Genomic DNA, 12,373 nt, shown 5'->3' on the forward strand with positions numbered 1-12,373 from the left:
CAGCGACACCGCGTCCGCCGTCACCGGCATGCCGTCGCGGAATTTGCTCATCAGCGTCTCGCCGGCATGCGCCAGCGCTTCGAGCCTGGGCAGTCCGAGGAAGCCGCAGGTGCCCTTGATGGTGTGGACCAGGCGGAAGATGTTATCCAGGATCTTGGCGTTGTTCGGCTCCTGCTCGAACTTCACCAGCTGATTGTCCACGGTGTCCAGGCTCTCGCTGGTCTCCGTCAGAAACTCCCGCAACAGATCATCCATGAGCTACGCCTTACTGACCTGAACACTGACTTGAATCTGAACTGCGACGCCTGAGCCACCCTTGGCACGGACGGAAGTCCCTCTCCTGGATCGTTAGACAACCCCTTTCACAGTCCCGTTAATTTCATCCTCCGTGCTAATACGGATATTGAAGAGAAGTTTGCTTTTCAGCTGCCTGCAGCAGCGCTTTTCGGCAAAGCCGGCTCCGTGCCGTACCGGCGCGAAGGCGCGCGGTAAACAAGCCGACAAGGGCGCCGCGAGGCGCGCGGGAAAGTCCTGCGCGTGAAGGGCGATAGGGCCGGCCGGCGTGACATTGAAACCAGCCGCGCGCGCATTCGGCCCGTTCGTTTGGCGGTGTCGCCGTGCGCCGCGCGCTCCGCAGACGCGGTAAACGAACGGTTACCCCGTCGTCAGAGCGGCTCGGGCCGCGCTAACCCATTCGCGCAGCCGAGGTGACGCCACCGTCGGGACGATGCTCCGCCAGGCAATCGTTGATGGCGGCGAGCAGCGCGTGCGGCGTGAACGGCTTGCGCAGACACCGGGCGGCGCCGAGCTCGAGCGCCATCCGGAGGAAATCGGGTGCGGGCGAATTCAGATTGGCGAAGGCGTAGCCCGACATCGCAATCAGCGGAATGACAGGCGCCCGCTCGTGGAAGATCCGGATCGACTCGAACCCGCGCATGTGCGGCATGAAGATGTCGATGATCATCAGATCGAATTGTTCGTGTTCGAGGGCCCGCAGCCCGGCTTCACCTCCCTCGGCGATCGTCACCCGAAAATCATTGCGCTGGAGATAGATTTCGATGGCCATGCAAACCATCGGGTCGTCGTCGACAACGAGAAGATGGCGCAGACCTTCCCTCCCCGTTTGAGCTTCCCGTTTCGGCAATTCAATCATCGAGCCGTGGGGCACGCCCTTCTCCTCTGGTTTCGATCGAGCAATGGATGGTGATCAATATCGTTGGCGGCGCCGGGAGAACGAAGACGACGGACGCGAAATCTGCGGCCAGGTTGCGCCATGATCGCGAGCAATGTCGGACGACCGTAACCGCCGGTCCGATGCAGGAGGATGCGCGTGTCGACCGGCGTCCGATCGCAGCCGGGATGCAGTGCTTCCGGTTCATGAAAGCCCCCTTGCCGCTTTTTCCTGCGCTCTCTGCAGGACAGGCGCGCAGGCCCCGAAGCGAATCAGCGCGCCACCCATAGTTCCGCCGCAAATGCCCTGGGCTGTCTGCCCTCCAACGGGTATATGGACATCACTACAACCAATACTATAAGTCTTTTTCGTCGCGCAACCGGATCACGAACAGGCGCGGCACCCATCGGAATATCAAACGCGTCAGATTGACCTGCATGACCGCGAGCGATCGCCCGCCCAACCAGTTGCTGCAAATGCTCGACGCGGCCGATTTCGATCTGCTGCGCCCCCACCTTGCGAGCGTGGAAATGGTCAGGAGAACTGTCTTGGGCGAGGCGGGGTCCGCGCTCAAGCATGTCTACTTTCCACACAGCGGCTCCGTTTCGATCACTGTCGGCCTGTCCGACGGACAGATGATCGAGGTTGCGATGCTGGGCCGTGACGGCGTCGTGGGCGGCGGCGCAGCGCTGGCCGACGGCATCATGCCGGCGGACGCCGTCGTGCTGTTTCCCGGCACGGCTTCCGTACTTGAAATCACGGCTTTCCGGGCAGTCGCGGCCGCAAGCGCGCCGTTTCGCGAGCTGATGGTCCGCCATGAGCAGGCCCTGCTCGCGCATGCTCAGCAATCCCTGCTCTGCAATACGCTGCATCCCGTCGAGGCGCGGCTGGCGCGCTGGTTGTTGCGTGCCCGCGATCTGTCCGACAGCGAAAGTCTCGCGCTGACGCAGGAGGCGCTGGCGCAGATGATGGGCGTGCGGCGCAACGCCATCTCGTTGGTCGCGCATGCGCTTCAGCGTGCCGGCATCATTCACTACGCGCGCGGTCAGATCGAAATCGTCGACTTGCGGGCGCTGGAGGCGACCTCCTGCGGCTGCCATTCGGCGGTGAAGGCCCACCAGCTGCGCCTGATGGGACCCTCACCGTGACGGAAATTCCGCACGCCCGACCGCAGGGCGACGTGCGTACCCGCCGGTGGGACGATCGGCCGATCGTGCCGCAGTCGGACATCTTGTCTCAATTGCCAATATATCCCGACGGGAAGATGATGGAACTTGCTCGCCCACGGGGCGGTCTCGCCGACCGTTACCGGCTGGTGCAGGAAAGGGGAGGCAACTTTGGAAACGATGGTGCGCCCGTCCAACGGTTTCCTGTCCGCACTCCCCGCGGACGATTATGAATTGATCCGCCCGCATTTGCGGACAGTCGATCTGCCCCATGACGCGGTGCTGGTCGAGACCGGCGAGACGCTGAAGCGCGCTTATTTTCCTCACCGCGGCGTCATCTCGCTGGTGGTGAAGCTCGCCAAGGGCGAGCATGTGCAGGTCGCCATGATCGGCCGCGACAGCGTGCTCGGGGCGCTCTCGACCATGGGCGACGCGTCCGCGTTGAACACCGCCATCGTGCTGGTGCCGGGCCTTGCGTCGGTGATGGATCTCGACCGGCTGCGGATCGCCGCCGACCAGAGCGGAACCCTGCGCACCTTGCTGATGCGCCACGGCCTGGCGGTTTACGCCCAGGTCCAGCAGACCGCGGGCTGCAATGCCGCCCATCCGGTGGAGGCGCGGCTGTCGCGTTGCCTGCTGCACACCCATGATCTGTCGGGCGACTACCGGCTGCTGCTGACCCAGGAGGCCATGGCACAGATGATCGGGGCGCGGCGCAACAGCGTGTCGCTGGTCGCCAATACATTGCAGCAGGCCAATTTCATCCACTACAGCCGCGGCCAGATCCAGATCGCCAATCTCGACGGCCTGCGCCAGACGGCGTGCGAATGCTACGCCACCGTGAAGGCCCAGTACGACCGGCTGCTCGGCGCGCGCTGAGCGCAGCTCGCGTGGTAAACCGCCGGCTAATGCCGGCCTGCAAACACTTGATGTCCCGCTACCGGAACTGAAATTCGAATGCCGTAGACACGAGAGCATATCCTCGCGCCGGAACGTGCCGCGCGACAACGACCCGTGATCAAGGCAAGGCCATGTTTGATCTCACCGCCGCGCCCGCGCAGAAGGCGCCCGATGCCGAACCCGCGCGCGAGCCGCGCGCTTACGAAGCGCTGGTGCGCGAGATCGGCGAAGACGGCGCCGGCGAAGTGCGCGACGTGTTCTGGAGCGAGACCTCCGCGCGCCTGCGGCTGTTCCGCACGCTCTCGCTTGCGCAAGCTCACGCCAGGATCGCGCGCGAAGCGCATTCGCTGAAGAGCGCGGCCGGGACGTTCGGCTATGTCAGGCTCGCGGCGCTGGCGCTGACGTTGGAGAAGTCCGCAGAAGGCCTCGGCGATGGCGAATTCCGCGATCTCCTGGACCTGATGGATGCCGCCTATGCCGCCGCGCGCGAACAGGAGCCGCCGGGCTGACCACCCGCGCGTGCATTCCCGCCGTACTTCTACGGCTTGGGATTTTTAGAAACGGCTAATCATAGGTGGTGATAGTCGCGGGAAACCAGGAGGGTTTCCATGTTCACCTACGAGACCGCGGACCAGAAGGAGGTTCGCCGCTTCCGTATCGCACAGTTCAACGGCCGGATGGCGACGGTGAAAGCCGGCGGATCGACGGTGACCGGCTTCGTTCGTTCGGTGCTGGAGCAGGAATCGAGCATGCCGCCCCGCTGGACCATCACGATCATTCCGAACGGACCGAAGGAAGAGATCAAGCCGCTGCGCCCCGTCTCGCGCGCGCGTCCCTTCGCCGAAGATTATTTCTGAGCGCGATCGGTTTTCGGCAAAGCCCGCGCCGCCCGAGGCGGCGCCAGCCTCTCAGTCGATTGAATGCAGCAGTGCCGCACGGACGAGATCCGCGGTGTTGCGCGCACCGAGCTTGCGCATCGCCTCGGCACGATGGCTTTCGAACGTGCGCGGACTGATCTGCATCCGAAGCGCGCCCTGCTTGTTCGAGTAACCTTCGCTGATCAGCCTCAGCACCTCGCGCTCGCGCTTGGTCAGCCGTTTCTGGCCCGCCAGGCCGATGAGCTCGGCGCTCGGCACGCGCTGGGCTTGCTGGGCGCGGGCGGCCTTCGATTCCGCGTCCTCGGCGCGGGACGGGATCGGCAAGCCGACCTTGTCGGGGCCGGCAAGCTGCTTGACCAGGCCGCAAACCCGCTCGGTCTGGGCCAGCGCGTTTTCGACCACCCGCTGCAAATAGGCACGGTCGCTGGTCACGGGCGCGAGTTGATCGCTGTGATGCTTGATCTCGCCCATGTAGAGCAGCAGCGCGGTCAGGGGGCCGTTGAGCTCGCGGGCAATGGCAGCGGCCATTTCGTCGGCGGCCTTGGCCCGGGCGGCGCTCAGGCGGACGAAATCGAGCTCTTCACTGGGAGCGGCGCTGCTTTCGTACCATTCCGACGGCCGCGAATCGGTGGCCGTATCATTCTGTGACCCCATGTCACTCATTTAGCGGAACCGGGGGCGATCTGTGGTTAACTTTCTGCTCCGTAAGACTACGGTGATTTCGGCGGTTTTGTGCAAAAATGGCGTCAGCGGCACAATTTGTGCTTGCGTTGCGTGGAACCTGGGCCCGCAGGGGTTGCGTTTCCGGCTGAAATCGCAGGCAAACGGGCCAAGAACATCTTAATCGCCGGCCTTTGGCCGCCGCAGCCCCCCGGTTTTTACGGAATAATTAACGGCGACTTGCTTCTCTTAGCAGGTTGAGAGCGCGCAAATGCCTCCACGCATTGGGCCCGCACGCGCGCGGGAAACGCTGCGAAAGATTGCGTGCATGGACGAGATCGATCGGCTGTCGGAATTCCTGCAGAGGCTGACGCCGCTGTCGCGCAGCTGTCTGCTCAGTGAGCTGGAGCGGCTGGAGCTGTGCGGCATCGACATGCCGGGCTCGGCCGAGATCCAGGCCCGCTTGCGCGCCGAGTTTCGCAAGGACGGATCGACCCAGGCGCGCGCCACCAGCCCTTCGCGCTATTTCTTCGCGCCGCTCGAACTGCTGCTGATCGACGGCGCGCCCGAGCACGCCAATATGGGGCGGATCTCGCGCAACACCCTGACCCCGATCTGGGAATGGATCTGCCGCGACCTGCTGCCGACCATGGCACGCGATTACATCAAGGCGATCAGCGACCAGGTTGCCGCCAACAATCCGAAGGAAGTGCTGAAGATCGCATCGACCTTCCAGACCAAGGTCGTCAAGGTCCTCGAGAGCACCTTCGCATCAACGGAGAGCACCGAATTCGCCCGCGCCAAGCTCGCGCAGTACACCGCGTCGCGCACCGCCTTCGACGACGTCAGGAAGATGCAGCATGTGCTGCGCGCCGGCAATGCGCTGCCGAAATTCAACGAGAAACTGCCTGAAAAAATCGCGAGATTCGGCGACAGCCAGGTTGCCCAGATCACCGCGCAGCTCGACGCCTTCAAGAAGGCTCATCCCGAAGCGCTGCCCTTTGCGCTGGCGCTGGTGGCGAGACGCGTGACGCCGTCCTGGCAATTGGTGCGTCTTGCCACCAAGGCCGCCGCGAGCAAGAGCCCCGCCGACGTCGCCGCCACGCCCTATGCCTGCGTCGTTCACATGGTGCTCGACCGGCTCGACGACAAACGCCTCGCGCTTCGCGTCGCGCTCCGCCACAACCGTGTGCTGGTCGCCCGCGACCTGCTCACCGAGATCTACGACACCGAATATGCACTCAAGGTGCGCATCGACGGCATCGAAAACTGCGAATGGGGAATCCGCCTGCAGCAATTGATGGACGCGATCGCGGCGCTGGTGTCTGCGGAGGTGAGCCGCTTCCCTTCCAATGTCGGCCACATCCTCGGCTCCCGCCGGCTGCGCAGCCATGACACGATCGGCGGCAAGCTGACTTATCTGGCCTGGAAGGGGCGCGACGCGATGCAGGACGGCGCGGCGGCGTTTCGCAAATTGATCGGGCAGGCCTGATCGCGCGATATACCGCGCGGCGCGCCTTAGGGCGCGCGCGGGAGGCACAGGAAGCGATCGAGAAATCGCCCTGACATCACGACTCTGAACCACCAATACATCAATCGCCGCGTCGTCATTGTCGCAAATCCTCGACAGCCCACCACCGGCTGAGCCGAGCAATAGCGCAAGTGCAGCAACCCGCGTGTGATGCGTTTCACATTCGCGGTCGCGGGCCAGGCCGCGTTGTCGCATAACTGTCGCGAGCGAATGCGGAACATGCGCGCATCGCGGGAAGAACAAGAGCTTCCAACCTGGCCATCCCTCGCGAACTCCGGTGCACGCCAAGTGCGTCGCGAAGACGCGACCGCCGCAACGCCCGGCGCGGTCGTGTTCACCGTGTTCATTGCGCACGGCCGGTCGCGCCTGCCGAAAAAGGTGCCGCCTTTTAATCCTCCGGTGGTCTGCTTGCTGCATCGAAAGGGCACACCACTCGGCCCCCGACTTGCGTCCCTCGGCGAGCAGGACACACCGACATCGCGCGAGAGGAATTTCGCATGCGCTGACAGTCGTTGCGCGTGTGGTGTTCGGGTATGCGAATTCTTTTCGAACAGACTGTCGAAGAATTAGCTCGAATTGCAGGGTTTAACGTTACTCAAATAATTCAAGAACGATGTGAAGCTCTCCTTATTTGAACCCACGCTCGGCGTTTAAGAAACCGTCACGGAACGGGAGTGGTATACGATGAACGATGGGATGGTTGAGCTCGTCGGACGAAGGCCTGTGACCTTCGGACGACGAAAGGTGACGCCGCGCGCCTGCGTGGCCGACAGCAAGCGGCATCTGCGCGCCTTCCTCAGCGAGGTGCTGGAGGATCTCGGCTTCGTCACCAGCGAATGCGCCAGCGCGGACGAACTGCAAGCCGTGCTCGCCGCTGATCTGCCGGATCTGATCCTGCTCGGCGTCGCCACCGACGGCATCGAGCCGGGACGATTCCTCGAAATATTGGTGCGCGAGGCTTTTGCCGGCAAGGTTCTGGCCGTCGGCGCCCGCGACTCCATCATCGTCAAGGCCGTGCGGCAGGTCGGCGAGGAATATGGCCTTGCCATGCTGCCGCCGCTGACGACGCCCTTTGCCGCGGAGACGCTGCGCGAGCGCGTCGCCATGCTGCTGCCGGAGGAGCCGGCGCCGAGCCCGGCCGTGCATGTCGGCGAGGCCCTGCACGCCGGCTGGCTCGAGCTCTGGTACCAGCCCAAGATCGACGCGCGCACGCTGGTTCGCAGCGGCGCCGAGGCGCTGGTGCGGATGCGGCATCCGACCTGGGGCGTGGTGCCGCCGGCCTACTTCATTCCCGAGGAGCGCGATCCGCATCTGCGCAGCCTCTCCGAATTCGTGATCGAGCGCGCCATGCGCGACTGGCATTATCTGCTGGAGCAGCAGACCCCGGTCGATCTCTCGATCAACCTGCCTGCGTCCTATCTGAAGGAGTCGCAGGCAGTGCGGGACCTCTGCCGCCGCATGCCGACGCATCCGGCCTTCGGCGGGCTCACGGTCGAGATCGACAGCGAGGAGGCGATCCGCGATCTCGACCATTTGACGGAGGTCGCGCGCGAGGTCGGCCTGCACAATATCGGCCTGTCGATCGACAATCTCGGTGCCAACTGGCCGGCGCTGATGGAGCTGGACAAGATTCCCTTCGTGAAGCTGAAGGCCGACCGGCAATTCGTCACCGGAAGCGGCAGCGATCGGCTCAAGCGCACGGTGTGCCGTCACATCGTCGAGCTCGCGCACGGCTTTGGCGCGCGCAGTGTGGCGCAGGGCGTCGAAAGCCGCGCCGATCTCGTCGCCGCCAACGAGCTCGGCTTCGACCTCGTGCAGGGCTTCCTGTTCGGCAAGCCGATGCCGCTGAAGAAGTTCGCAAAGGGTGCGCTGACCAAGACGGTGATGGGACAAGCGTGAGGCGACAGGCCTCACGCAAAGCGGCGCGCGAAGAACACGCAGGCGACCACGACGACGGTCGCGGCGACCATGCTCCAGGCGACGGGCTCGTGCAGCAGAAGGCCGGCGAGCGCGAGGCCGAAGAACGGCTGGAGCTGTTGCAGCTGGCCGACACGCGCGATGCCGCCGAGCGCGAGGCCGCGGTACCAGAAGATGAAGCCGACGAACATGCTGAAGATCGAGACGTAAGCGAGCCCGATCCAGGCGGGCACGCTGACGGCGCTCCAGGCGGACGGCCAGGTCAGGATCGCGACCGGCACCATCAGCGGCAGCGCGAGCAGCAGCGCCCAGGAGATCACCTGCCAGCCGCCCAGCCGGCGCGATAGCGCCGCGCCCTCGGCATAGCCGAGGCCGCACAGCACGATCGCGGCGACCATCAGGAGATCGCCGGTGAGCGAGGCCGATCCGTCGCCGGACAAGGCGAAGCCCGCCACCGTGGCGCTGCCGAGACCAGCGAACAGCCAGAACGGCGGTTGCGGCCGCTCGCCGCCGCGCAGCACGGCGAAGATCGCGGTCGACAAGGGCAACAGGCCGATGAAGACGATCGAACGGGCCGAGGTGATGTGCTGCAGCGCGAGCGCCGTCAGCAAGGGAAAGCCGACCACGACGCCGATGGACACGATCGCAAGCGAGGCAAGATCCCGCGCTGCGGCCGCGCCTGCCGGAGCAGGCCGAGCACGGCAAGACCGATCAGCGCCGCGATGACCGCGCGCGCCGAGGTCAGGAACAGCGCGGAGAAGCCGCCGACCGCGACGCGCGTCGCCGGCAATGAGCCGCTGAAGATGATGACGCCGAGAAGCCCGTTGCCCCAGCCGGTGGCGGTAGAGTGCATGGTGGTTCCATCATTCGGAGCGCGGCCTCCGGTCCCCCGACCCACCGGCGCTAGTACAACGGCTCCTCATACACCTTCTCGCCGTCGAGCAGCAGCCGCTTGATGGCGGCGCGGCCGGACGGAAGCACGGCGGCGACGATGCGCAGCTTCTGCTGGTTGCGGGCCTGCTCGAGCTTGCCGCCCTCGCCTTCCGGCACGAAATAGCTTTCGAGACCGTATTTGATCGCGAGCGTGTCGCAGAAATTGCGGGCGGTCGATCCGCAGGAATGGCTGACGCGGCCGCGGATCAGCACTTCGGGCGCGGTGACCGGCACAGGCTCGGCATGCACCGAGACAGCCGCGTAAACGCCGTCGGCATTGGGCGCGAGCTTGACGAACACGGTCGGATTGCGCGACTCCGCCGGCTTGCCGGCGAGTGCGCCGGCCGGCACTTGAGAAATGTCGTAGCGCAGCACGACATAATCGCCGCGCAGCAGGTCGCGCGGGTCGACCGGCTGCGTCTGCAAGGTCACCTCACGGCCCTCGCGCAGGATCTGCATGCGGTCGGCGACCATCAGCACCAGCAGCACGCATTGCAGCAGGATGGCGACGCCGAACAGCACCGCCTTCGGGATGCGCTGCCAGAATTGTGTGACGGCTCCGATCATCGCTCGGCCCTCGGCAGCATGCGATTGAGCGCGGTTGCAAAGACCATTGCGATGAGTCCCGCGCCCGCAAGGAACGCCGAGCGGCCCAGCAGCGAGCCTTTCACCGCCCAGGTGATGCCGGCAATGACGCCGGCGATACCGAGCCAGCCGGCGACGATCCGCGGACGCACATCGTCGAGCACGCCCGAGACGACGAGGCACAGCATGGCGCAGAGCAGCGCGGCGTAAGCGAACCAGGGCTCGCCGGCTGTCGAGACCGGCCAGAGCGGCGCGGCGAGCAGCGCGAGCCCGATCGCGCAGGCGCTGAGAATTTCACCGGCGCGCTTGGTGAATACGGCGGAGACGAGGGCGAGGATCACGCCTGCGGCCCCGCACAGGATCGCCCAGATCGGCTGGGCGGAGGCCGTGCGGGTGCGGAAGCGGATGATGTCGTCGACCGTCGTCACCTCCAGGATGGCGACAGCGGCCAGCGAAAACGCACCGTAGATCGACAGCACGCTGCCAAGCTGGCGCGCCCTCGGCGAGGGCATGGCTGCGATCGCGTGCCCGGCGCCGAACAGCAGGGCGGCGCCGTTGGCGAGCACGAAGGAGGGCTGGGCGCCTTCGAGCTCGAAGCGGAGCGACGTCGCGATCCACCACGGCAGCACCGCGAGCGCGACCAGATGCGCGGCGGCGCGCGAATTCCACGCGAACGCAAGACCCGCGGCGATCAGCCAGACCGCCGGATACGGAAGATGCAAGACGTCGGGCGCATCGTAGACGCGCATGCAGGTCCAGATGCTGGCGGCGACGAGGCCGACCGCGAGCGCGCCGCGCGAGCCGGTCAGCATTGCGGCGGCAAGCGAGCCGATCGACCACAGCAGCATGCCGCCGGCAAAATCCTCGCCGAGATGGTACATCTGGCCGACCAGCGCGATGCCCGCACCGAAGATGATGGCACCGACGCTGGCGCAGAGATCGGCAAGCACGTCGCGGCCGCGTGCGGCGAACCAGGCGCCGAGGGCGCCCGTGACGACCATGCCGGCGAGCAGGATCGCAAACCGCAGCAGCCGCGCGATCTCGGTCCAGTGCGCGGCGACGAAGGCGAGGAACGCGGCCGCGATCAACAGCCCGCCGACGATGCCGACCACCACGGCGATGTTGATGCCCGCAGGCAGCGGCGGCAGCGCCTGGCGGATTGCGGCGGCCGCCGCCGGCGCAATCACGCCGTCGGCCTCCCATCGCGCCAGATCGGCCTGGAGGCGGTCCCGGTAGGTCTTCTCGAACATTGCGGTGGATTACCTTGGTCCCGCCGGATGGCGGGGCATTGCTGGGTCGGTGCGGGCGGGGCGTGGGTTCAAGCGATTGGCGCCGTGCGGGGCGGTCATATCACCTCGCACAACAAAAAGCGCGAAAACAACCCCATGCACAGTAGCCGGGGCCCGTGAGATCAATGACTTACGGGGGCGGATGTGTCGGCTCCGTCGGGCAAATTCCAGGGAGCGACGCGCGCGGCGTCATCACTGAGGGCTGCGCATCGATCTTTTCATATTCTGCAAAAGTGATGCTCGGATTACGCGAATGGTTGGAGGGCATTCAAGGCTGTAGCGTTCGCTCAACACGGCCATAAACGGCCACCGCGAGGGGGGATTGCAGCCATGGGATCGCTGGCGAAAACCAGTTGCCTGGGATCGACGGTGACGAGAGCGCTGCTGTGTCTCGTTGCCGCGGCGATGCTGGCGCTTCAGGCGGGCACCGCGAGGGCCGAGACGGCTGCGGATTCCTGGCCGAACCGTGCGATCACCTGGGTGGTGCCGTTCGGCGCCGGCGGCGTCACCGACCTCGTCTCGCGCAAGATCGCGGAGCTGCTGCGGACGCGGCTCGGGCAGCCCGTGGTGGTGGAGAACCGGCCCGGCGCGGGCGGCACCATCGGGACGGAGTTCGTCGCCCGGGCTCAGCCCGACGGCTACACCGTGCTCTACGCCTCCGGCGGGCCGATGACGATCCAGCCGAACCTCGGGATGACGAAGCTCAATTACGACCCGCTGAAGAGCTACGTCCACGTCCGCGGCGTGAGCTCGTCGAACCAGATCCTGGTCGCGACCGCGGCTGCCCCCTACAACACGCTGGCCGAGTTCGTCGCCTACGCGAAGGCCAATCCGGGCAAGGTCAATTTCGGCTCGCCCGGCCCCGGCACCGCCCAGCATCTCGCCGGCGAGATGTTCCAGGCGGCCGCCGGCATCAAGCTGACCCACGTGCCCTACAAATCGGGCTCGAGCCAGATGACCGACATGATGTCGGGCATCCTCGACGTCTCCTTCGACTACCTCACCGTGCTGAGGCCGCTGATCGACACCGGCAAGGTCAAGGTGCTCGGCACCACCGGCGCGGCGCGGATGGCCGCGCTGCCCGATGCGCCGACGGTGCTCGAGGCCGGCTACCCCGACGCCGTCAATGCCGGCTCGACCTGGGTCTCGCTTCCCGCCGGGACCGACCCGAAAATCGTGAGCAAGCTCTCCGACGCGCTGGCCGCCGTGCTCGCCGACCCCGGCATCGCCGCCGACCTCGCCGCCAACGGCCAAGTCTCGATCGCCGACAAGGGCCCGGCGGAGCTGGTGCCGTTCATCGTGGAGGAGACGGCGCGAAACAAGGGGGTGATTGAGAGGGCGGG

12 protein-coding genes and 1 pseudogene are annotated in these 12,373 nt (G+C 65.7%); 7 read left to right on the forward strand and 6 right to left on the reverse strand.

What is annotated here, in order from left to right; genetic code table 11:
* Both SE92_RS22195 and SE92_RS22200 read right to left on the reverse strand, forming a co-directional pair.
* The coding region (locus SE92_RS22195) for an Hpt domain-containing protein (RefSeq protein ID WP_157095897.1) at positions 1-255 on the reverse strand (255 nt) is incomplete at its 3' end.
* 430 nt (positions 256-685) lie between these two features.
* A complete protein-coding gene (locus tag SE92_RS22200) occupies positions 686-1,108 on the reverse strand; it encodes a response regulator (RefSeq protein WP_198172942.1) in 423 nt (140 codons plus the stop codon).
* Positions 1,109-1,608: 500 nt separating this feature from the next.
* Here SE92_RS22200 and SE92_RS22205 point away from each other — a divergent pair, with 500 nt between their 5' ends.
* From SE92_RS22205 to SE92_RS22220, 4 genes are all read left to right on the forward strand, one after another.
* The gene (locus SE92_RS22205) at positions 1,609-2,319 is read left to right on the forward strand and encodes a Crp/Fnr family transcriptional regulator (protein WP_063198371.1); all 711 of its coding nucleotides are present in this window, start codon (positions 1,609-1,611) and stop codon (positions 2,317-2,319) included.
* 198 nt (positions 2,320-2,517) lie between these two features.
* A complete protein-coding gene (locus SE92_RS22210) occupies positions 2,518-3,216 on the forward strand; it encodes a Crp/Fnr family transcriptional regulator (protein ID WP_198172754.1) in 699 nt (232 codons plus the stop codon).
* A 152-nt stretch (positions 3,217-3,368) separates the two neighbouring features.
* Complete coding sequence (locus SE92_RS22215; protein ID WP_063198374.1) at positions 3,369-3,746, forward strand: Hpt domain-containing protein; 378 nt, start codon at positions 3,369-3,371, stop codon at positions 3,744-3,746.
* A 99-nt stretch (positions 3,747-3,845) separates the two neighbouring features.
* Entirely contained in the window at positions 3,846-4,094 is a 249-nt protein-coding gene (locus SE92_RS22220; protein ID WP_063198376.1) for a hypothetical protein, read from the forward strand.
* 51 nt (positions 4,095-4,145) lie between these two features.
* Here SE92_RS22220 and SE92_RS22225 read toward each other — a convergent pair whose 3' ends face one another.
* Positions 4,146-4,769 (reverse strand): helix-turn-helix domain-containing protein, encoded by a 624-nt coding sequence (locus SE92_RS22225; RefSeq protein WP_063198378.1) that lies wholly within the window; start codon positions 4,767-4,769, stop codon positions 4,146-4,148.
* Between the two features lie 334 nt (positions 4,770-5,103).
* Between SE92_RS22225 and SE92_RS22230 the strand changes: the two genes are divergently transcribed.
* Entirely contained in the window at positions 5,104-6,267 is a 1,164-nt protein-coding gene (locus tag SE92_RS22230; protein ID WP_063198384.1) for a hypothetical protein, read from the forward strand.
* 723 nt (positions 6,268-6,990) lie between these two features.
* Positions 6,991-8,205 (forward strand): EAL domain-containing response regulator, encoded by a 1,215-nt coding sequence (locus SE92_RS22235; protein ID WP_063198385.1) that lies wholly within the window; start codon positions 6,991-6,993, stop codon positions 8,203-8,205.
* Between the two features lie 11 nt (positions 8,206-8,216).
* Here the strand turns inward: SE92_RS22235 and SE92_RS22240 are convergent.
* The 3 genes and pseudogenes from SE92_RS22240 to SE92_RS22250 form a co-directional block, all read right to left on the reverse strand.
* Positions 8,217-9,076, reverse strand: a pseudogene (locus SE92_RS22240) (DMT family transporter).
* Between the two features lie 50 nt (positions 9,077-9,126).
* The gene (locus SE92_RS22245) at positions 9,127-9,723 is read right to left on the reverse strand and encodes a GDYXXLXY domain-containing protein (RefSeq protein WP_063198386.1); all 597 of its coding nucleotides are present in this window, start codon (positions 9,721-9,723) and stop codon (positions 9,127-9,129) included.
* Complete coding sequence (locus SE92_RS22250; RefSeq protein WP_063198387.1) at positions 9,720-10,991, reverse strand: DUF2157 domain-containing protein; 1,272 nt, start codon at positions 10,989-10,991, stop codon at positions 9,720-9,722. Before SE92_RS22250 ends, SE92_RS22245 begins: the two co-directional genes overlap by 4 nt.
* Before the next feature lie 408 nt (positions 10,992-11,399).
* Here SE92_RS22250 and SE92_RS22255 point away from each other — a divergent pair.
* A partial coding sequence (locus SE92_RS22255) for a Bug family tripartite tricarboxylate transporter substrate binding protein (protein WP_245324665.1) occupies positions 11,400-12,373 on the forward strand: 974 nt, incomplete at its 3' end.

The organism is Bradyrhizobium sp. AT1 (assembly GCF_001590795.1).
GTDB lineage: Bacteria > Pseudomonadota > Alphaproteobacteria > Rhizobiales > Xanthobacteraceae > Bradyrhizobium.

Coding starts and splice junctions, on each gene's coding strand:
- SE92_RS22205 (WP_063198371.1), top strand. CDS start 1,609: ATGACCGCGAGCGATCGCCCGCCCAACCAGTTGCTGCAAATGCTCGAC.
- SE92_RS22210 (WP_198172754.1), top strand. CDS start 2,518: ATGGTGCGCCCGTCCAACGGTTTCCTGTCCGCACTCCCCGCGGACGAT.
- SE92_RS22215 (WP_063198374.1), top strand. CDS start 3,369: ATGTTTGATCTCACCGCCGCGCCCGCGCAGAAGGCGCCCGATGCCGAA.
- SE92_RS22220 (WP_063198376.1), top strand. CDS start 3,846: ATGTTCACCTACGAGACCGCGGACCAGAAGGAGGTTCGCCGCTTCCGT.
- SE92_RS22225 (WP_063198378.1), bottom strand. CDS start 4,769: ATGGGGTCACAGAATGATACGGCCACCGATTCGCGGCCGTCGGAATGG.
- SE92_RS22230 (WP_063198384.1), top strand. CDS start 5,104: ATGGACGAGATCGATCGGCTGTCGGAATTCCTGCAGAGGCTGACGCCG.
- SE92_RS22235 (WP_063198385.1), top strand. CDS start 6,991: ATGAACGATGGGATGGTTGAGCTCGTCGGACGAAGGCCTGTGACCTTC.
- SE92_RS22245 (WP_063198386.1), bottom strand. CDS start 9,723: ATGATCGGAGCCGTCACACAATTCTGGCAGCGCATCCCGAAGGCGGTG.
- SE92_RS22250 (WP_063198387.1), bottom strand. CDS start 10,991: ATGTTCGAGAAGACCTACCGGGACCGCCTCCAGGCCGATCTGGCGCGA.